Annotated in this window: 23 protein-coding genes; 16 read left to right on the plus strand and 7 right to left on the minus strand. The window is 34.2% G+C overall.

What is annotated here, in order from left to right; genetic code table 11:
* Positions 1–86: 86 nt before the first annotated feature.
* Complete coding sequence (locus GGR32_RS03870) at positions 87–881, plus strand: hypothetical protein (RefSeq protein WP_183476651.1); 795 nt, start codon at positions 87–89, stop codon at positions 879–881.
* The gene (gene rsmI / locus GGR32_RS03875) at positions 881–1,549 is read left to right on the plus strand and encodes a 16S rRNA (cytidine(1402)-2'-O)-methyltransferase (protein ID WP_183476653.1); all 669 of its coding nucleotides are present in this window, start codon (positions 881–883) and stop codon (positions 1,547–1,549) included. The genes GGR32_RS03870 and rsmI overlap by 1 nt, the downstream gene beginning before the upstream one ends.
* A 56-nt stretch (positions 1,550–1,605) precedes the next feature.
* Here the strand turns inward: rsmI and GGR32_RS03880 are convergent, their stop codons facing one another.
* Together GGR32_RS03880 and GGR32_RS03885 are read right to left on the minus strand one after the other, a co-directional pair.
* The gene (locus GGR32_RS03880) at positions 1,606–1,995 is read right to left on the minus strand and encodes an ankyrin repeat domain-containing protein (RefSeq protein WP_183476655.1); all 390 of its coding nucleotides are present in this window, start codon (positions 1,993–1,995) and stop codon (positions 1,606–1,608) included.
* A gap of 113 nt (positions 1,996–2,108) precedes the next feature.
* Positions 2,109–2,540 (minus strand): hypothetical protein, encoded by a 432-nt coding sequence (locus GGR32_RS03885; protein ID WP_183476657.1) that lies wholly within the window; start codon positions 2,538–2,540, stop codon positions 2,109–2,111.
* Positions 2,541–2,577: 37 nt separating this feature from the next.
* Between GGR32_RS03885 and recJ the strand changes: the two genes are divergently transcribed.
* Both recJ and GGR32_RS03895 read left to right on the plus strand, forming a co-directional pair.
* Positions 2,578–4,275, plus strand: coding sequence for a single-stranded-DNA-specific exonuclease RecJ (gene recJ, locus GGR32_RS03890; RefSeq protein ID WP_183476659.1), 1,698 nt, complete (start codon positions 2,578–2,580; stop codon positions 4,273–4,275).
* Positions 4,276–4,339: 64 nt separating this feature from the next.
* On the plus strand, positions 4,340–4,675 hold the full coding sequence (locus tag GGR32_RS03895) for a DUF6686 family protein (RefSeq protein WP_183476661.1): 336 nt from the start codon (positions 4,340–4,342) through the stop codon (positions 4,673–4,675).
* Here the strand turns inward: GGR32_RS03895 and GGR32_RS03900 are convergent.
* Together GGR32_RS03900 and GGR32_RS03905 are read right to left on the minus strand one after the other, a co-directional pair.
* Positions 4,672–5,427 carry a UDP-2,3-diacylglucosamine diphosphatase gene (locus GGR32_RS03900; protein ID WP_183476663.1) on the minus strand — a complete coding sequence of 252 codons (756 nt, stop codon included), beginning with the start codon at positions 5,425–5,427 and terminating at the stop codon, positions 4,672–4,674. The genes GGR32_RS03895 and GGR32_RS03900 overlap by 4 nt on opposite strands.
* 23 nt (positions 5,428–5,450) lie before the next feature.
* Positions 5,451–5,909, minus strand: a complete 459-nt coding sequence (locus GGR32_RS03905) for a 6-pyruvoyl trahydropterin synthase family protein (RefSeq protein ID WP_183476664.1) — start codon at positions 5,907–5,909, stop codon at positions 5,451–5,453.
* A 107-nt stretch (positions 5,910–6,016) separates the two neighbouring features.
* On the opposite strand from GGR32_RS03905, the gene GGR32_RS03910 reads away from it, so the two are divergent.
* Positions 6,017–6,655: a 2OG-Fe(II) oxygenase gene (locus GGR32_RS03910; protein ID WP_183476665.1), complete on the plus strand. Its 639-nt coding sequence runs from the start codon at positions 6,017–6,019 to the stop codon at positions 6,653–6,655.
* A gap of 3 nt (positions 6,656–6,658) precedes the next feature.
* Here the strand turns inward: GGR32_RS03910 and GGR32_RS03915 are convergent, their stop codons facing one another.
* The 3 genes from GGR32_RS03915 to GGR32_RS03925 are packed head-to-tail and all read right to left on the minus strand — an operon-like array spanning position 6,659 to position 9,445.
* The gene (locus GGR32_RS03915) at positions 6,659–7,978 is read right to left on the minus strand and encodes an MATE family efflux transporter (RefSeq protein ID WP_183476666.1); all 1,320 of its coding nucleotides are present in this window, start codon (positions 7,976–7,978) and stop codon (positions 6,659–6,661) included.
* Between the two features lie 2 nt (positions 7,979–7,980).
* The gene (locus GGR32_RS03920; RefSeq protein WP_183476667.1) at positions 7,981–8,490 is read right to left on the minus strand and encodes an acyl-CoA thioesterase; all 510 of its coding nucleotides are present in this window, start codon (positions 8,488–8,490) and stop codon (positions 7,981–7,983) included.
* A gap of 22 nt (positions 8,491–8,512) precedes the next feature.
* Positions 8,513–9,445 (minus strand): HU domain-containing protein, encoded by a 933-nt coding sequence (locus GGR32_RS03925; protein ID WP_183476668.1) that lies wholly within the window; start codon positions 9,443–9,445, stop codon positions 8,513–8,515.
* A gap of 98 nt (positions 9,446–9,543) precedes the next feature.
* Here GGR32_RS03925 and dprA point away from each other — a divergent pair, with 98 nt between their 5' ends.
* The 11 genes from dprA (at position 9,544) to GGR32_RS03980 (ending at position 18,918) form a co-directional block, all read left to right on the plus strand.
* A complete protein-coding gene (gene dprA / locus GGR32_RS03930) occupies positions 9,544–10,641 on the plus strand; it encodes a DNA-processing protein DprA (protein WP_183476669.1) in 1,098 nt (365 codons plus the stop codon).
* 607 nt (positions 10,642–11,248) lie between these two features.
* On the plus strand, positions 11,249–12,508 hold the full coding sequence (locus tag GGR32_RS03935; protein ID WP_183476670.1) for a protein kinase domain-containing protein: 1,260 nt from the start codon (positions 11,249–11,251) through the stop codon (positions 12,506–12,508).
* A gap of 540 nt (positions 12,509–13,048) precedes the next feature.
* On the plus strand, positions 13,049–14,077 hold the full coding sequence (locus tag GGR32_RS03940) for a DNA-binding protein (RefSeq protein WP_183476671.1): 1,029 nt from the start codon (positions 13,049–13,051) through the stop codon (positions 14,075–14,077).
* Positions 14,077–14,511 (plus strand): type II toxin-antitoxin system death-on-curing family toxin, encoded by a 435-nt coding sequence (locus GGR32_RS03945; protein WP_183476672.1) that lies wholly within the window; start codon positions 14,077–14,079, stop codon positions 14,509–14,511. Before GGR32_RS03940 ends, GGR32_RS03945 begins: the two co-directional genes overlap by 1 nt.
* A gap of 107 nt (positions 14,512–14,618) precedes the next feature.
* A complete protein-coding gene (locus GGR32_RS03950; RefSeq protein WP_183476673.1) occupies positions 14,619–14,741 on the plus strand; it encodes a DprA-like winged helix domain-containing protein in 123 nt (40 codons plus the stop codon).
* A gap of 58 nt (positions 14,742–14,799) precedes the next feature.
* Positions 14,800–15,222 carry a lipocalin-like domain-containing protein gene (locus GGR32_RS03955; protein WP_183476674.1) on the plus strand — a complete coding sequence of 141 codons (423 nt, stop codon included), beginning with the start codon at positions 14,800–14,802 and terminating at the stop codon, positions 15,220–15,222.
* Positions 15,206–15,805 carry a hypothetical protein gene (locus GGR32_RS03960; RefSeq protein WP_246415165.1) on the plus strand — a complete coding sequence of 200 codons (600 nt, stop codon included), beginning with the start codon at positions 15,206–15,208 and terminating at the stop codon, positions 15,803–15,805. Before GGR32_RS03955 ends, GGR32_RS03960 begins: the two co-directional genes overlap by 17 nt.
* Positions 15,806–15,953: 148 nt before the next feature.
* A complete protein-coding gene (locus tag GGR32_RS03965) occupies positions 15,954–16,364 on the plus strand; it encodes a BrxA/BrxB family bacilliredoxin (RefSeq protein ID WP_183476675.1) in 411 nt (136 codons plus the stop codon).
* A gap of 137 nt (positions 16,365–16,501) precedes the next feature.
* Complete coding sequence (locus GGR32_RS03970; RefSeq protein ID WP_183476760.1) at positions 16,502–17,239, plus strand: lysophospholipid acyltransferase family protein; 738 nt, start codon at positions 16,502–16,504, stop codon at positions 17,237–17,239.
* Between the two features lie 22 nt (positions 17,240–17,261).
* The gene (locus tag GGR32_RS03975; protein ID WP_183476676.1) at positions 17,262–18,254 is read left to right on the plus strand and encodes an acyl-ACP desaturase; all 993 of its coding nucleotides are present in this window, start codon (positions 17,262–17,264) and stop codon (positions 18,252–18,254) included.
* Positions 18,255–18,261: 7 nt separating this feature from the next.
* Positions 18,262–18,918, plus strand: a complete 657-nt coding sequence (locus GGR32_RS03980) for an HD domain-containing protein (RefSeq protein WP_183476761.1) — start codon at positions 18,262–18,264, stop codon at positions 18,916–18,918.
* Positions 18,919–18,920: the final 2 nt, after the last annotated feature.

Genomic DNA, 18,920 nt, shown 5'->3' on the forward strand with positions numbered 1-18,920 from the left:
CACTTTTTCAGAAAAAATCCTATTATTTTTATATCGGATAAAGTTACTAAAATACAAGCCTACCTAAAAGCCAAATTAAAAAAGTTATGAAGAAGAATTTAGAAGCAGAATTGTTAAGTATAGCACATAAAATATTACAACTGAAAGATAAATCAGATATAGAAGAACTTAAAGCAATTACGGCAAAACTGTATGAGAAAATACTGGTGCTTTCTTATGTAGATGAGCATTTTAAAGAAACTGCTCCAACCTTGGGGAAGTCTGGATATGAGGAAGTGATAAAGGAAGATTTCGCCCATCAAAAAGCACGCCCAGATGGAACAGAATACAACGAAAGTGCCGAAGAGCTGATCGAGCCAAATACTGAAAAGATAAAAGATATTGTGGCACAAATGGATCCCGAAACTACACAAGTAGATGAACTTTTTAAGGAAATAACCGAAACAGATACTCCTAAAGAAGAAGATTTTGGCGTGCATTATGATAAATTACCAACTTTCGAGCCCGTAAACAATAACGAAAAACCAACACCAGAGCCTAAAAATACTGGAGAAACCGAAGAAAATAATGAACCTGAAGAGAATTTATTCACCCAAAAAACAACCAACCAGAATTTAGGAGAGCAAAAACAATCTTTAAACGATCGCCTAAAAAAAGGAATCAATATAGGTCTTAACGACAGGCTTGCTTACATTAAACATTTGTTTGATGGCAATGCAGACGATTATAACCGAGTGTTATCGCAATTAAACACCTCTTCGTCTTTCGAAAAGGCAATAACATTTATCGAAACAATGATAAAACCAGATTATAATAACTGGGAAGGAAAAGAAGAATGGGAAAATAAATTTTTACAAACGATAGAAAATAAATTCAATTAATGTCAAAACTATATATAGTACCAACACCTATAGGGAATTTAAGCGACATTACGTTTAGGGCTATCGAGGTTTTAAAAACAGCCGATTTTATCCTTGCGGAAGATACACGTACAAGCGGAAAGCTTTTAAAACATTATGAGATAACAACTCCAATGCATAGCCACCACATGCATAATGAGCACAAAACATTACCTAAAATTATAAACAGGCTAAAAGCGGGAGAAACGGCAGCTTTGATTAGCGATGCAGGAACTCCTGCAATTTCAGACCCAGGTTTTTTAATTACCCGTGCTTGTATAGAAGAAAATATTAAAGTAGAGTGCCTGCCAGGAGCAACTGCCTTTGTTCCTGCTTTAGTAAACAGTGGTTTGCCAAACGATAAGTTTGTTTTTGAAGGTTTTTTGCCTCCTAAAAAAGGAAGAAAAACAAGATTAACAACACTTGCAGAAGAAGAGCGCACGTGTATTTTTTACGAATCTCCGTATAAATTACTAAAAACATTAAAGGACTTTGCAACTTATTTTGGCGGGGAAAGAGCTATTTCGGTATCTCGAGAAATTAGTAAACTGCACGAAGAAACCATTAGAGGAACAATAACAGAAGTGATGGCTCATTTTGAGCAAAAACCACCAAAAGGAGAGTTTGTTTTGGTCGTGGCAGGTAAATAAAAATATAAACGCAGCCTATTGTTAATTTTAGGATGCGTTTATTTGTTTTCTGTAAATTACTTGTTGCTAGCAGTAATTACCGCTAGAGCATCTTTTGCATTAGAAAGTTCTGCAAATTTCTTAGCTGTAAATTTTTCTTTGTCAGATTTTAAAGAAAGCTTAGCTCCGTTTTCGATAAGAAGCGCTAAAATTTCAGCTTTGTTATAACGCGCAGCATACATTGCAGGCGTTTTTCCTAAAGATTTTTTGTTAACATCCTCACCTAAGGCGATAAGTTGTTTTACAACTTCTACATTTCCTTTGATGATTGCTTTGCAAAAAGAGTTTAATTCCGTTTTTTCTACAGGAGAAGACGCTATAACTTCTGGGTGAAAATGAGAATTGCTATACGCAAAACTTCCTAAAGAAAAACTGGCGAGTAAACAGGTTAAAATAACTTTTTTCATGAGTAAAAATTTTTAATAGTAAATAAGTTCATTTATTTAATAAGACTCATAAAAGTTACATTTGTTACAACCTAAAGTTTAATTTTAAATAAAAATAAGGTTAAAAAAATGTATTATTGCTTTGTTTTTGTGCTATTTATACGACATATATTTTTTAATAATAAATAGAATTCATCAATGCTTTCTTGGGTATAGGAGGATAAATTAATTGCGATATGCTCGTTTTGTTGCGTTTTTATAAAAATATCTTTTCCCTGCTTTTTAGCTTCTAATAAAATGTCGTTTTTTATTCTTTCGGCGGGTTTATCACCAAGTTTATACCTTACAAATACGGCATCATAAACAACGGTGTTTTTGGTTGTTTTAGAAACAAATAATACATATAATATCCCTGCGTTGGCAATAACAATAAGAAAAAAGAATAAGGTTTTAGGATAGAAAAAGTAACCTATTAAACTCCCGATAAGCGTTAAAATTGATAAAAGCAAAACAATTAAATGCTGTAAGGTTTTTTTATGCTTAAATTTGAGCTGTTTGTTTTCCATGCCCTAAAAGTAACAAAGAAACTTTATACCCAAAAATATGCGTTGGACTTTAAAAGAAAAGCCAGATGTTAACATTATCCGTAAACTTCAAGAAGAGCTTGGTGTATCTCATATAGTTGCCCATTTATTAGTACAACGAAAAATTTATAATTTCGAAGAAGCCAAAAATTTTTTTCGCCCTCAACTTGATCAACTTCACGACCCGTTTTTGATGAAAGGGATGGAAATTGCCGTAAATCGTATAGAACAAGCCATACAAAAACAAGAAAAAATATTGGTTTATGGTGATTATGATGTTGACGGAACTACAAGCGTAGCTTTAATGCATAGTTATTTACAGGAACAAACAACGTTGGTTTCTCGTTACATTCCAGACCGTTACAAAGAAGGTTATGGTTTATCTTATCAAGGAATAGACTTTGCTTTCGATAACGAATTTAGTTTAATTATTACTTTAGATTGTGGTATAAAAGCAGTCGAAAAAGTAGCTTATGCTAAAACTAAAAATATCGATATCATTATTTGCGACCACCACCGTCCAGGAAATATTATTCCAGATGCTTATGCCGTATTAGACCCTAAACAAACAGATTGTAATTACCCTTATAAAGAATTGTGCGGTTGTGGGGTAGGTTTTAAACTCATACAAGCTATAGAACAGCATAAAAACCGGGGCTTTTCTAACCTATATAACTATTTAGATTTAGTAGCGGTAGCTATTGCTGCCGACATTGTTCCTATTACTGGCGAAAATAGAATTTTAGCTTATTATGGCATAAAAATGCTTAATACAAAACCCAGAGAAGGTTTTCAGGCGTTACTTAAATCGCAAAAGAAAGAAAATTACAATATTACCGATGTTGTTTTCGGACTCGCTCCTAAAATAAATGCTGCTGGTCGTATAGAACATGCGCTTTATGCGGTAGATTTACTAGAAGAAACCAACGAAGAGCAAGCCTTAAGTAAAGCCGAAAAAATAGAACACTTTAACGAATATAGAAAAACCCAAGACCGCCGTATTACAGAAGAAGCTTTAAGTCAAATAGAAAAATTTAAAGAACAAAAAAACTACACAACAGTAGTTTACCAAGAAGATTGGCACAAAGGCGTTATAGGAATTGTAGCCTCTAGGCTAACAGAAACTTATTACCGCCCCACATTAGTATTTACTAAAAGCGGAGAAAAATTAGCAGCTTCGGCTCGCTCGGTAAAAGGATTTGATGTGTATAACGCATTAGAAGCTTGCGATGATTATATAGAGCAATTTGGAGGACACAAATATGCAGCAGGACTTACCCTTGAAGAAAAAAATTATCTGTTATTTAAAAATAAATTCGAAAAGGTTGTAAAAGCAAATATTTTAGAAGAACAACGCACACCAGAAATCGCCATAGATATTCTGTTAGATTTTAATGAAATAAACAACAAGTTAATGCGAATCTTAAAGCAATTTGCACCTTTTGGCCCAGGCAATATGTCGCCTGTTTTTTGTACAAAAAATGTCTATGACACAGGCTTCGCTAAAGCTGTGGGGAAAGATAAAAGTCACCTTAAATGTGAGTTTGCTCAAGAAGGCTCAGCAGTAAAATTTCATGCCATTGGGTTTGGGATGGCAGATAAACTTGCATTGCTTTCCGATGCTAAGCAAGTAGCCATTGTTTATGCTTTAGAAGAAAACCATTGGCAAGGCAATACAAGCTTACAGTTAAAGCTAAAAGATATTAGACCAATATAATTTCTATTTTATTTAGAATTGCTCTAAATAAAACACTATCTTCGTGATGCTTAATAATTAGGTTATGGAAGATATAGAAATTGTTCATAAAAATGATATTGGAATCGCTTTTTTTTGGAAAGGTAGCTTTAATAAATTACAGCTAGTGTTTAAAGATTTAGGATTGTATTTAACCTATCAAGATTTAAAACTCTTTTCAAAAGCGGTTCGAGAAACCGAGAAACAATATGCATGTAAAGACTGTAACAACCAAGCTTGTAAAGCTTTCTTATTAAGAACACCTTCCGATAAAATAGATATAGCACTTACACAGGCAGAATTTAAACAGGTAAAAGCCTTAATTAGAGGAGCGTTATTTAAAGTAGAGCTTAAATTGTATTTGGAGAACAGTAAAAACTAATCAAATGTTTTCACTTCAAATTTTTCTCCGTCAAAAACACCGTAGGTGTAGTAGTTAATCCAATCCCCAAGATTAAAATAACTTGCGTTTTTCCCTACATTAATTTCCATAGGTAAATGCCGGTGGCCAAATACAAAATAGTCGTAATGCTTTTGTGTTAATTTGCGTTTGGCATATACGGCAAGCCACTCTTTATCTTCGCCTAAAAATTTAGCATCCTCATCACCCGAGATAAGTTTGTTTTTTACAGAAAGGTGCTTTGCTAACGGAACACCAATATCTGGGTGTAACCAACGGTAAAGCCATTTGGAAAACGGATGAATAAAAACTTTTTTCATGCGTTTGTAGCCTTTATCGCCAGGACCAAGACCATCACCATGACCTATTAAAAACACCTTGTTGTTGAAAGTAAATTCTTTTGGCTGATGATAAACGGGGATGTTAAGTTCTTTTTCAAAATAATTATTCATCCAAAGGTCGTGGTTGCCAACAAAGAAATAAATAGGAATTCCACTATCGCTAATTTCGGCAAGTTTTCCGAGTGTTCTTACAAAACCTTTAGGCACAACATGCTTATATTCAAACCAAAAGTCGAATAAATCTCCTAGTAGGAAAATAGCGGCAGCATCTTCTTTTATGTTGTCTAACCAACGCACAAATTTTTTTTCTCGCGGCTTACTAGCCTCGTCGGTTGGAGCACCAAGATGGTTGTCGCTAGCAAAGTATATTTTTTTGTTTTTAGGGATTTCCATAAAAATATAAGCTAAATTTACGTTTAATCTCTAGGATTGTCTGCTGCATACCATTCAGCATAACTGGTATCCGTTTCTTGTAGTTTTAAACTGTGTAAACTAATGCTATGAGGAAGGCGAAGGTTTATTTTATTTGCAAAATCAATAAGCATTTGCTCGCTAGTAGGTTGGTAATCTACCAAAATTATGTTGTGCCCTTGTTTTTCTAGTTCTAGCGCAAGTTCCTTATGAGGCGTATTTTTGTTAAAAACACTGGCGTGGTCAAACACATCAACAATTTCTTCTTTTACAATTTTTTTTAAATCGCCAAAATCAATCACCATTCCTAGTTTCACATGGTTTTCCTCCTTAATAGGGGTGCCAATTACAGTAACGCTAAGTTTGTAGCTATGGCCGTGTACATTTTTGCATTTACCATCATAGCCATAAAGTGCATGTCCAGTTTCAAAAGTAAACTGTTTGGTGATTCTAATCTTACTCATTTTTTTAATTTACGACAAAGGTAGCTAAAATATGTGGTTAAAATTAATTGTTAAATGTCGGAGCAACTTGAAAATAGATTAAATTTGCTCAGCTTTTTTTAAAATTAGTGAATAAAGAATTATTTGAACAGCTGGATTTCGAGGAAAATAGGCTGTACGAGCAAATCATAACAGATTTGTCGGAGCAACAGTATTGTGTGGTAGATAATTTTTTTACTTCGGAAGAAGTCTTGCTATTGCGAACAAAACTTTTGCAAAATTATAAAGCGGATGCATTTAAGAAATCGGCAATCGGTAATCGTACTAACGAGCTGATAAAAAACAATGTGCGTGGCGATTTTATTTTGTGGATAAATGAAGCATCTACAGCGGCAGCCGAAAAATTGTTTTTCCAAAAAATAAATCATTTGGTAGCATACCTTAACCGTACTTGCTTTATGGGAATATTACATAAAGAATTTCATTATGCAGTATATCCCAAGGGAACTTTTTATCAGCGGCATTTAGATACTTTTCAAAACGATTCTCGCAGGAAACTATCGGTGGTTTGTTATTTAAATGATAAAGATTGGGCGCCTGAAAACGGAGGGGAGTTGGTGATTTATAAAGAAGATCAGACGGCAATAAATTTATATCCTTTACCAGGGCGAATAGTTATTTTTGAGAGTCAGTTACTAGAACATGAAGTAAAAGAAGTAAAAAAAGGAAAACGCCTTAGTATTACCGGTTGGCTAAAAACTAGGTAAAGTTTATTTTGCTAAGTAATGTTTTTTAAAGTAAACAACTAGAATACCGCCTCTTAAAATCATCCAAGCAAAAAAGGCAGCCCAAATGGCATATAATTTCCAACCGAGGTAATCGGTAAGTAGTAGGGTAGGTACAAAGCCTAAAAATGTAGCAATTAAAAGTACGTTGCGTAAGAGTTTTGCACGCCCAAGTCCTTTAAAAATACCATCGTATATAAAAGCAACAGCATTGATGGGTTGCATAAGGAGTACAATCCAAAATACCGACGAAAATATAGTTAACACGGCAGTATCTTTATTAAATATTAAGCCTATTTGGTTGTAAAACAATACACAAACACAAATTAATAGTATGGCTATAATTACCGCGTATTTAGAAATGTCTTTGCTTAGAGTCCAGAGTTTTTTATATGATTTTTCGCCTAAAAGTTTACCGCCAATGGCGTTGCCAGCACTAGCATAGCCGTCTATAAAAAAGGAAAAAAACAACCAGATATTCATTAAAATACTTTGTGCAGCAATATAATTAGCGCCATAGTTTGTGGCGTATTTATTAGCTAGGTAAATAGCAAAATTTAATGCAGCTGTACGTACAAATAGGTTTGCTGCCATAAGGTAAAGCGGTTTAAGCTTTGGGTTAAAACTTTTTTTAATTTTTAGGCCAAATGGGGTTTTCTTGATGAGAAAATATACAGCCATGAGCAACATTACAAGCTGAGCAATAAGGCTTGCATAAGCTGCTCCTTTTAGGTGCATGGCAGGAATTATATCGCCCAAGCCATAGACTAACAAATAATCTAAACCAATATTTATGATGGCTGCTGTGATGCTGCATTTCATAGCCCAATAGGTGTTTTGTAGCCCCCGAAAAACTCCAAAAATGGCAAAAGTAACTAAGGTTAAGGGTAAACCAATAGCTCTAATTTGATAATAATCTACAGCATAGGTAAGAATTAAGCCTTTGGCCTCATAGGCTTCAAAAATTTGGGTTGCAAAAGTAGCCGTAATGAAGTAAAGAAATAAACTAATAAATAAATTTAAAAGTATTACTTGTGGTACCAGTGTTTTTACTGCAAAAAGTCTATGTGCGCCAAGGTGTTGTGAAACAATAGTAGAAATGGCAGTTTTGGTTTGTGCTAGTATCCAAATTAATGCCGATAAAAAGGACCCTACAATTCCTGCTGCACCAAGTGCTTCTACAGGGTTTAGGGTTACGTTACCAATTACAGCCATGTCTGTTAACGAGATAAAAGGCTCTGCAATGCCAGCAAAAATAGCAGGAACGGCAATTTTATTTATTTCGCTAAACGAAACTTTTTTCACTTTTACTGGAAAATTGCCTTAAGCTCGGTAGCTTCAGCGGGCTTCATTTTTCCCGCAAGAACAAGGCTTAGTTGTTTTCTGCGTAAAGCAGCTTCGTAACGTTCTTTTTCTAGGTTTGTTTCTGGGATTATAGGCGGTACATGTACCGGTCTTCCTGTTTCGTTTACGGCAACAAAGGTATAGATAGCCTCGTTAGCTTTGGTTCTTTTTCCGCTTTCGCGATCTTCAATCCATACATCGATAACTACCTCCATCGAAGTATTAAAAGCGCGAGAAAGTTTGGCTTCTACCGTAACAACACTGCCTAAAGGAACCATGTGATTGAAGGCTACGTGATTTACCGATGCGGTTACTACAATACGGCGGCTGTGCCTTCTAGCGGCAATACTACCTGCGCGATCCATACGTGCTAGTAACTCTCCTCCAAATAAATTGTTTAAAGGGTTGGTTTCTCCAGGTAAAACTAAATCGGTTAAAATGGTTCTCGATTCTGCGGGTGTTTTTGCTTCCATAAATAAAGAGCTTAAATTTTGCTTAAAGCTGTTTAATTAAAAGCCAAGCTTCGGGATTTTCTGAACGTTTAATTTGGTTTAGCTTGTTTGTGGCAGACCTACGGTCGTTAAAACTTTGGTAAACAACAGGGTGTAAGCCGTATTTGTTTTCGCCCAATTTAAAAGCATTATAACCTTTTTGTTTTAACTGATTTATTTTTTTAAGGGCGTTGGCTTCATCTCTAAAAGCACCTGCTACAATATGGTATCCACCAGTTGGTTTTTTAAGGGTAAATGTAATTTCTGGTAAAGGATTATCAATAACAAAAGTAGCTTGTTGTATTTTTTGTTCCACAAGCTTTTCTGCTTTTTGCTGTTCAGCAATATTGTGGTTTTTTATACTTTGGCTGTACCAATTGGCGGTTAAAAAGCCAGAAATTCCTATAGCAACAACACCAACAGCAGCATATTTCCAAATATTGGTTTTTGCTTTAGAAGTGTTATTTTGTGGTAATGAAACAACCTTAGGTGTTTTTTCTTCTTGCGGAAGAGGTTCTTGTATTGCTTCTTTTTCTATAGTGAAAGAAGACAGTCCAAAAGCTTCTGGTAGGTAATTTTTATGATATGAAGGTTCAAACTCAAGGGTTTCATTAGTTAATAGAAAACCACCAATATTATCGAGTACCACTTTTTTATCGGTGGTGAGGGTGTTTTCTAAATCGATAACAAAACCTTTGATGCGTTGTAAAGCATCGGTGTAACTTAGTTTTTCAGCGTTAGCAATATAATTGGCTAACAAGCCGTCGTTTTGTTGCAATTGCCTATTAAAGGCTATTGTTTTTGATGGCGGATAGAATGCTTGTGTGGTTTCATGAATTTGAGCCGATTTACGTTGTGTTAAAAAAGCACCAAACTCAGGAACAATAACGCAATCGTACCTATATAAAAGTTCTTGGATGTAGTTTTCAATCTTCATATAAAACAAAAATACTAAGTTTTTATAAGTCGGGAATTCAAATTATCAACTTTTTATTAACAAAAAAGTGATATATTTATAAACCTATTGATAGTAAGATGGATAAAAAAGAGTTGTTGTTTGCTTTGGCTTTAAAACGTATTCCTGGTGTGGGCGATATTACCGCTAAGAAACTAATTGCGTATTTTGGTTCGGCAGAAGCAGTATTTACTTCAAACGCTTCAAAATGGGAAGGTTTGAACAGTGTAAAAGGCTTTTTGCAAAAGGAAATCTCAAAAACCTTATACTTAAAAGAAGCGGAAGCAGAATTAGCTTTTATAGCAGAACAGGAACTAAAGGTTTTTTATTATAAAGATGAGGCTTACCCCGAAAATTTAAAACATTGTATAGATGCTCCGTTTTTATTTTTTGGAAAAGGAAACTTAAATTTCAACAAGCCTAGGATTATAAGTATTGTAGGTACACGTAAGGCCTCTTGGCGAGCTAAAGAATTTTGTCAAAACCTTGTCGCCGATTTAGTGCCGTATAAACCACTTATCGTATCGGGTTTTGCTTACGGAGTAGATATTTGTGCGCACCAAGCGGCAATTGAAAACAACTTGCCTACAATTGCTTGCTTAGCTCATGGGTTTAAGCAGCTTTACCCAGCAGCTCATAAAAAGTACGAAGCCGAGATGCTATACGCAGGCGGTTTTGTTTCAGACTTTTGTAGCGATGCTGTTTTTGATAGAAAAAATTTCCTAAGAAGAAATAGGATTATTGCAGGTTTAAGCCAAGCAACTTTGGTTATTGAAAGTGCCAACAAAGGAGGCTCGCTAGTAACCGCAACAATTGCAAACTCATACAACAGGGAAGTATTTGCCGTTCCGGGACATCCTACAGAAATACTTAGTGAAGGTTGCAATAACCTTATAAAAACCCAACAAGCAAACTTGCTAACCAGCGTAAAGGATTTGGTGTATATGTTAAATTGGGATGTAGAAAAAAACATAAACAAGCAACCTGTGTTATTTCCTACCTTATCCGAAAAAGAACAAATTATCGTAGATGCTATACAAAAACTAGGCAAAGCCTTGCTTGACGAGCTTGCCCTAGAAACCCAAATCCCAACTTATAACCTGGTAGGAGAATTATTAAACCTGGAGCTAAAAGGAGTAGTAAAACCTTTACCAGGGAAGAAGTATGAGTTGACCTGAGTTGGTTTGTGTATAAACTTATAATTTGCTGCTATTTAAAAGTTCGTAAAACATGATGGGTATGTATAATAAAGTTTAATAGCTGTTCATTTTATCTTAACGCAAAACGAACCGAAAACAGACGAAAAAATCACTGTTTTTTTTAGATAAAAACAAGCCTGTAATGACAATAAAGCCTACAGGTTATTTATGCCATTATTTTACGAAAAACCAGTCTTTAGTTTTACCCATGTTTTTCCCCTATCAAAGCCATACCTAGTCCACACCTAGTCCACACCTAGTCTAGGGTGAGACCACAAATTGTCCACTAAAAAATGGGCTAATTTTAGTTTAACTGTGGTTTAAATATGGTGTAAAAAAGGCCTATTTGTAAACTATAAAAAACAACAGAAACATAGCTTCTTAATAGAACTGTTTTAGTTTGTTTTTTTTTTGACGGTTTTTATTAAAAAAACTATCTATATATAGTTTTTTACTTAAACCCTTTTTAGACTCTACACTCCCTCTTGTTTTAACATAAAAAGTTATATATATTTGAAGTTGAAAGTTTAACGCAAATCGCCATATCCGTCAGGGCTTTGTAACACATTTTGAAAAACAGAAAATCGTGAATTGGAAAGATAAGTATGATACCATAACTAGAAATTTTGGAGGTGGGCAGGGCGACTGTTTTGTTGTCCAAGAAAAAGAGACAGCCCTGCAATATTTCCTTAAAAAGCTCAAAGACAATAGCTCAGAGAGAAGGTCACGTTTTTTCAGAGAAACAACTCTATTCAAATCTTTAAATGTAGAAGGGGTTCCCAAAATAACTGACACCAATGTTGACGAATTTGCAGGTGATGATGAGCTTTTCTATTGTGCTGAATTTATAGATGGAGAACGACTCGATAATTATGTGCAGAAGAACAAAATTAATGAAATTCAGTTAGTAGATTTTTCATTGCAGCTTTTCCATATTCTTCAAAAATTACATTCGCAAGACATAGTTCATAGGGATATTAAACCTGAAAATATTATCATTTCCAATTTAAAGGTTTACCTCGTTGATTTCGGAATAGGTGTAGAAATTAGTGATAAGGAAAAGTTAACAAAATCAGGACAAGAAATTGGAAACAGATTTCTAAGATTACCTGAATTTTCTGCCGGAAGCACAAGTAAAAGAGATATTAGAAGTGATATAACTCTTGCGGCTGGAGTAGTGTTATTCATGATTACAAGAAGTTATCCGAGAAATCTAGTCAATGAGAATGGGCAATATCCCCATCAAACTAGAGAGTCGCTAAAGATATTGGTTTCACTTGAAAACAGCTTTTACTGGAATAATATTTTTGATAGGGCTTTTCAGCAAGATATCTCTAAGAGATGGTCCTTATCAAATGACATTATTGAAATTTTAGAACAGATGAAAGATAAGACTCATGAAAGCGAGGAAGGTCTAATAGATATTGAGAAGGGACTAGAATTACATGCCAAATCAATTCAAAACCGTGATTTTTCTGAATTAAAGAGAAACCTAACTGAATTAAACATCCTAATTGGAGAGGAAGTTTCTTCATTGATAAATACAAAGGCAAAAGGCTTTAGGCAGGAAAAAATGGGATGGGTTTATAATTTAGGGGAACCCGAAAACAAAAATCAGATTCGTGTATATCCAATCGGTAAAAAAGAGCATGTTACGATTAATATAATAACACGAATTATTGGTGAACAAATCATCGGTATCATTGAGGTGAATGATGAATATGTGGAGATTTGCAGAGTTAAAACAAACGATAGTTTAGACAAGTATCAATACCAGAAAATGTGTGGAATGATCAACGCTAAACTACTTCCAAAACTAATTGAGTTAATAAACAACAACCGCTAACATTCGTCGTCGTTGCACAAGCCTATAACTTTGCATAAATTGATTTTATATAAGCCGTTTTAAGCGGCTTTATTTTTTTATTAGTTGAGTGAATAATCAATAGTTGAGTGTCTTAAAAATGAAGATATAGATATTTACATGCTGCTTTTATAAAACCCTAAAGCTTTTTGCTTAGGCATTCTTAAGCTTTATACCTCTTCTTGTTTTAACATAAAAGTTATATGTCTTTTGAGGATATATAAAAGTAGTTCGAGAATACCCTATGTGTCGCTCAAGTCATGTCGCCTACGGCAACACTTTTTCTTGAGTTATTCTCGAACAACGCCCTGACAGTACGACTATAATTCGCTATATTTGTAGTAAACTATTAATAACTATTGATTTGAGACGCCTACACAGGCGAACTCTCGACAACTAATGGATATAGCGAATTACGTCTAATGGCTCTCTTTGCTTTTGAAGTATACACTTCAACGCAAATCGTCATATCCGTCAAGGTGTTACCCAACATTACGAAAAACAAAAATCGTAATTTTCAAAATGAACAAAGATTTAACAACATCTGACTTACATAGAAAAAATATTCTGAATAATAATTATGCTTTAGAAATCATCTATGATGAAATTTCTTTTCCAGGTGTAATGTTTGAAAATAAATATAGATTCACCAAGAAACAAGTAGCAGAGTTCTTTGAAATTGACGAAAGAACTGTGGAAAGGTATATCGAAAATAACAAGACAGAATTTGAAGAGTCTGGATATGAAATTCTAACTGGAAACAGGTTGAAAGACTTTAAGTTAGCATATGGTGCCGACACAAATGTCGGTACCATAGATGGGTCCTTAAAGAAAACATCTGTTTTAGGAGTTTTCACTTTCCGTACATTCCTAAATATTGGGATGATTTTAACCGAAAGTGAAAAGGCAAAATTACTACGAGCTTTTATTTTAGACATCGTAATAGATGCAATTAATCAAAAACTTGGTGGAAATACAAAATATATAAACCAAAGAGAAGAAGAATTTTTATCAAGTGCTTTAAAAGAACATAATTATAGACAAGAATTTACAAACGCACTCGATAGTTATGTTGAGTCTAATAAATTCAAATACGCACAATTGACCAATAAAGTATATAAAAGTATATTTAAAGAAAATGCTAAAGAATATCGGCAAATACTTAAATTAAAAGATAAAGAAAGTGTAAGGTCGACAATGTATTCAGAAGTATTAGATTTAATATCAAGTTATGAAAATGGATTTGCAGACTTTTTAAAAAAACACTCTGAAAAATTAAATAGAAAACTACGATTATCAGAAACAAATGCCTTGTTTGACCATTTTGAAAGCATTACTAACTCTATTTATGAACCATTAAGAGAAAAAGTAAGGGGATTAATGGCGAGTAGAGATATGGCTTTCAGAGATGCTTTGCACGAAAAATTGAAAAACTATATAACCCATCTTTCTACAGAAGAGTTTGATAAGTTCCTTGGAGAAAAGAGTATGGACTTGGAAGAGCGAATCCTAAATAACATAGACGTGTTTAAGAGATTAAAAAATAGATAATGGAAACATATATTTATTTTGACATTGAACACGCAATAAGAACTCACGATTTCATAATAGAAAATTCGGGAGGAAATTCAGGAATTATAGAAATTGGAAAGGTTGAAAGTGTTTTAGACCATATTAAAAATGACTTATACTATCCAGAATTTGAGGACAAACTAACTCATCTTGTTTTTTCGGTAAACAAATTTCACGCATTTAGTGACGGAAATAAAAGAACATCTATCGCATTAGGAGCATACTTTTTAGAAGTTAATGGAATAGAATACTGTATTGATAAATTCATTATCGAAATGGAGAATATTGCAGTTTATGTTGCAGATAACAAAATTGACAAAGAATTATTACACGAAATTATTTGTTCTATATTGACCGAAGATGACTTTAATGAAGAACTAAAATTAAAAATAATAGAAGTATTAAGTGAATAAGTAACAATTGCCAACAAAGAACTAAGCTGAAAAACCAAATATTTTCAGACTAATTTTGATACATAATTTTCATTGTAGGGAATCCTTGATTTAGCAATTGCAAAGCTTTGCTTGATGAGCTTGCCCTAGAAACCCAAATCCCAACTTATAACCTGGTAGGAGAATTATTAAACCTAGAGCTAAAAGGAGTAGTAAAACCTTTACCAGGGAAGAAGTATGAGTTGACCTAAGTTGGTTTGTATGTTAAATAAAATATAATAGATTTGTATTTTAACCAAAAACACTATTATGAAAAAAACTATATCAAGAATTTTTATCGTTTTTCTAGTAGGCTTATTTTCTTTAGCTTGTAGTAATGATGATGATAATGAAAGTAAAAATGAACTGAAACCTGAAGAAACAATAATAGGAACTTGGGAATTACGAAACCGTGAACCTGACGGAATAGATATTTGCGAATTCTCTTCATACTTTTCTTTTTTGGATAATAAAACAATTAATGGAGAAGTTTATGCTGGAGACGAACCTTCTGAATGTGCATCGATTAATATATCTGGCTCTTGGGAGTTTGAAGGAGGATCAAAATTTATGATCCAAATTGATGGAAAGCCTGATGTTGTAGAGGTTGAAATTAATTTTCCTAATAACAATACAATGGAAATGAGTTCTCAAAAAGAAGGATATTCGGAGTTTTATGCGAGAAAAAAGTAAAACAGGTGTTTATAACCTAAGAAATTTATTCTTTTTGAGCATTTTATGTTTGGTGTTTTCACCTCTTCAGTCTCAAGAGAACAAAGAATATACCCAATCAGTAGGAAGGTTTAATTTTTTAAATCCAGGAGTAGAGGTTGAGTTTCCTACAGGAAAAACCACTGCTTTTTCTGCAGGATTAGGTATAGGCTATGGAAGCAGCTATCCAGATTTGGATACATCTACTAAGTCGGGATGGATATACGTCGTTGCTCCCTTTTTAGATGTTCAGCACAAATGGTTCTATAATTTTTTAAAGCGGGAAGCCAACGGTAAAAATACCAATTTTAATTCAGCTAATTTTGTTTCGGCTCGTATGTTGGTTCGTGGAGAATCTATGTCCGACAATATTGAACGAACTTCTAGCTATGACTACGCTATAGGGCCTACTTGGGGCATACAGCGTAATTATGGAATTCTACATTTGTTGTTGGATGTAGGACCTATTTATTATTTTGATGCGAAAGGAAATGGTAATTTTTTTCCGATTATGGTACAACTTAATTTAGGACTTAATTTGTGGAAACAGAAGGGAAGCCGTTAGCCAATTATACAGTGATTTAATATGGGTTTATACGTATGCTTGTAATGAATAAAAGCCAATTTCGACCAATATGCTGATGATAATTATGGGAAAAGCCAGCAGATTATTTATCTTTGAATTTATTAATTAGATAAAAAACCTTAGAAATATGTATCCAGCAGAATTAGTAAAGCCAATGCGTGAAGAGCTAACCGTTATTGGGTTTAAAGAAGCACACCAAGCAACCGATATAGAAGAAGCATTAAAGCAAAAAGGAACTACATTAGTTGTGGTAAACTCTGTTTGCGGTTGTGCAGCAGCAAACGCAAGACCAGGAGCAAGAATGTCGTTAGATAATACAAAAACTCCAGACCAATTAATTACGGTTTTTGCAGGCGTAGATAAAGAAGCTACCGATAAAGCACGTTCGTTTATGCTGCCTTTTCCGCCAAGCTCACCTTCAATGGCGTTGTTTAAAGATGGCGAATTGGTACACATGCTAGAGCGTCACCATATTGAAGGAAGACCTGCAGAGATGATTGCAGAGAATTTGAAAGATGCTTATAACGAATTCTGTTAAGCACTTAAACATAAAAAAAGAGCCATTATCAAAAAGTAATGGCTCTTTTTTTATTATGCAAGCATACATAATTCTATAAAAAGCTATAAAAATACCTAATTTAAATACTATTTTTGGGGTTTAATTAAAATTTTATGCTGAAAAAGATAATAGCCTATCCGCTTACGCTTCTTTATTATTTAGTTTTCTTGATAATACTGCTTATTTTTCATGCAATACAATGGTTGTGTTTTAATGTTTTTGGTTACCAAGCACATAAAAAAAGTGTAGATTACCTCAACTTCTGTCTATTAAAAATTTTATACCTTATTGGTGTTCACACTGTTTTTGAAAATAAACAAAAGTTAGAAGCAGGAAAACCACATATTATTGTGGCTAATCACCAAAGCCATTATGATATTTCTCCAATTGTTTGGTATTTAAGAAAATTACACCCAAAGTTTATTAGTAAAAAAGAATTAGGCAAGGGTATTCCGAGTATATCGTACAATTTACGTCATGGAGGTTCTATCCTTATAGACAGGAAAAATCCTAGGCAAGCCTTACCTGAAATTAAAAAATTTGGGCAATATTTAAATAAAACCAATAGAGCGGCCGTTATCTTTCCTGAGGGAACACGAAGTCGAAACGGAAAGCCAAAACGTTTTTCTCCAAACGGATTAAAAACACTATTTAAATACTGTCCCGATGCTGTCGTGGTTCCTGTAACGATAAATAACTCATGGAAAATTCTAAAAAATGGAATGTTTCCATTAAACCCATTTGTAAAAATGACGGTTAAAGTACAGCCGCCAATAAAGATTAGTGATTATCAAGATTTAGACCTGTTAATTACCGATATAGAACAAAGTATCACAAAAGACATTCAATTATAAATTCCCCCAACACTATATATTTATGCTTAAAAAAAATATTCGCTTAGAGGTAATGCAGCAATTAGAAGATAAAGTAGATAACTACATCAAAGATTTTCTAATTCCTGTAGATAATATTTGGCAACCAACAGATTTTTTGCCGAATTCACAGAAAGATTCATTTTTTGACGAAGTAACAGAACTTAGAGAATTAGCAAAAGAGTTACCGTACGATTTTTGGGTGGTTTTAGTAGGCGATACAATTACAGAGGAGGCATTACCTACCTACGAGTCTTGGCTGATGGACGTAGAAGGAATTAGCCAACAAAATGGAGGAACTTCATGGACACGTTGGGTGCGCTATTGGACAGGAGAAGAAAACAGGCACGGAGATGTGCTTAACAAATACCTTTACCTTTCGGGTAGGGTAGATATGAAAGAAATAGAAAAAACCACTCACCACTTAATTAACGATGGTTTTGATATTGGTACAGACCAAGACCCGTATAAAAACTTTGTTTATACAAGTTTTCAGGAATTAGCTACGTACATTTCGCACAATCGGGTGGCAAAATTAGCAAAACAATACGCTAATAAATCCTTATCGCGTATGTGCCAGATTATTTCTGGAGATGAAATGCGCCATTACAATGCATACAGTACGTTTGTGAAAGATATTTTTAGCATAGACCCAAGCGGAATGATGATTGCTTTTAAAGATATGATGAAGCATAAAATAATTATGCCAGCACATTTTCTTCGCGAAAGCGGAAAACAAAAAGCAAGTGCTTTTGATGAGTTTTCGGATGCAGCACAACGCTTAGGTGTTTATACAGGGCAAGATTATATAGATATCATGAAAAGGTTGATTCAGCGTTGGGATATAGAGAATTTAAATGGCCTATCGGAAGAAGCAGAAAAAGCAAGAGATTTTGTAGTAAAACTTCCTGCCAGAATGCAGCGTATTAATGAGCGTATAAGAATACCGCAAGAAATTACACATTTTGCGTGGGTAAACCCTGCAATGGTAAAGTAAATTTGTGATGAACAACCATGAAAACCTTATTGCAATTACAAAAAAGTTTGTGCAGCAACACTTGGAAAATGCAGAAGGAGGGCATGATTGGTTTCATATAGAACGTGTTTATAAAACAGCAGTATATATAGCCTCTAAAGAGCAAGCCGATTTGTTGGTGGTGCGATTAGGGGCTTTATTGCATGATATTGCCGATGCTAAGTTTCATAACGACGACGAGCTGTTGGGCGGAATAGTAGCTCGGCAATTTTTAGAACGCCAAGAATTGCCCCTCGCCATTATCAATCATGTAGTAGCTATTATAGAAAACGTTTCATTTAAGGGAGGTAACGAAACAGAAAGCTTTTCTTCTACAGAATTGAAAATTATTCAAGATGCAGATAGGTTAGACGCCATAGGAGCCATAGGGATTGCCCGAGCATTTAATTACGGAGGCTTTAAAAACCGGAAACTTTACGACCCCGAAATTTCTCCCAATTTGAATATGGATAAAGAAACCTACCGAAAAAGCACTGCGCCAACCCTTAATCATTTCTACGAGAAGTTATTGTTGCTAAAAGATAAGATGCATACACAAACAGCAAAGAGTATAGCAGCAGAGCGTCATGCTTTTATGGAAGAATATTTAAAGCAGTTTTATAAAGAGTGGGATGCCGCTTACTAAAA

The organism is Mesonia hippocampi, assembly GCF_014197445.1.
In the GTDB taxonomy this organism is placed as follows: domain Bacteria; phylum Bacteroidota; class Bacteroidia; order Flavobacteriales; family Flavobacteriaceae; genus Mesonia; species Mesonia hippocampi.

Excerpts from the sequence above, each read along its gene's own strand:
- GGR32_RS03895 (WP_183476661.1), top strand. The coding sequence starts at position 4,340 with ATGGAAGATATAGAAATTGTTCATAAAAATGATATTGGAATCGCTTTT.
- GGR32_RS03940 (WP_183476671.1), top strand. The coding sequence starts at position 13,049 with ATGAACAAAGATTTAACAACATCTGACTTACATAGAAAAAATATTCTG.
- recJ (WP_183476659.1), top strand. The coding sequence starts at position 2,578 with ATGCGTTGGACTTTAAAAGAAAAGCCAGATGTTAACATTATCCGTAAA.
- GGR32_RS03920 (WP_183476667.1), bottom strand. The coding sequence starts at position 8,490 with ATGGAAGCAAAAACACCCGCAGAATCGAGAACCATTTTAACCGATTTA.
- GGR32_RS03945 (WP_183476672.1), top strand. The coding sequence starts at position 14,077 with ATGGAAACATATATTTATTTTGACATTGAACACGCAATAAGAACTCAC.
- GGR32_RS03960 (WP_246415165.1), top strand. The coding sequence starts at position 15,206 with ATGCGAGAAAAAAGTAAAACAGGTGTTTATAACCTAAGAAATTTATTC.
- rsmI (WP_183476653.1), top strand. The coding sequence starts at position 881 with ATGTCAAAACTATATATAGTACCAACACCTATAGGGAATTTAAGCGAC.
- GGR32_RS03905 (WP_183476664.1), bottom strand. The coding sequence starts at position 5,909 with ATGAGTAAGATTAGAATCACCAAACAGTTTACTTTTGAAACTGGACAT.
- GGR32_RS03980 (WP_183476761.1), top strand. The coding sequence starts at position 18,262 with ATGAACAACCATGAAAACCTTATTGCAATTACAAAAAAGTTTGTGCAG.
- GGR32_RS03925 (WP_183476668.1), bottom strand. The coding sequence starts at position 9,445 with ATGAAGATTGAAAACTACATCCAAGAACTTTTATATAGGTACGATTGC.
- GGR32_RS03870 (WP_183476651.1), top strand. The coding sequence starts at position 87 with ATGAAGAAGAATTTAGAAGCAGAATTGTTAAGTATAGCACATAAAATA.
- dprA (WP_183476669.1), top strand. The coding sequence starts at position 9,544 with ATGGATAAAAAAGAGTTGTTGTTTGCTTTGGCTTTAAAACGTATTCCT.
- GGR32_RS03880 (WP_183476655.1), bottom strand. The coding sequence starts at position 1,995 with ATGAAAAAAGTTATTTTAACCTGTTTACTCGCCAGTTTTTCTTTAGGA.
- GGR32_RS03885 (WP_183476657.1), bottom strand. The coding sequence starts at position 2,540 with ATGGAAAACAAACAGCTCAAATTTAAGCATAAAAAAACCTTACAGCAT.
- GGR32_RS03955 (WP_183476674.1), top strand. The coding sequence starts at position 14,800 with ATGAAAAAAACTATATCAAGAATTTTTATCGTTTTTCTAGTAGGCTTA.
- GGR32_RS03965 (WP_183476675.1), top strand. The coding sequence starts at position 15,954 with ATGTATCCAGCAGAATTAGTAAAGCCAATGCGTGAAGAGCTAACCGTT.
- GGR32_RS03900 (WP_183476663.1), bottom strand. The coding sequence starts at position 5,427 with ATGGAAATCCCTAAAAACAAAAAAATATACTTTGCTAGCGACAACCAT.
- GGR32_RS03975 (WP_183476676.1), top strand. The coding sequence starts at position 17,262 with ATGCTTAAAAAAAATATTCGCTTAGAGGTAATGCAGCAATTAGAAGAT.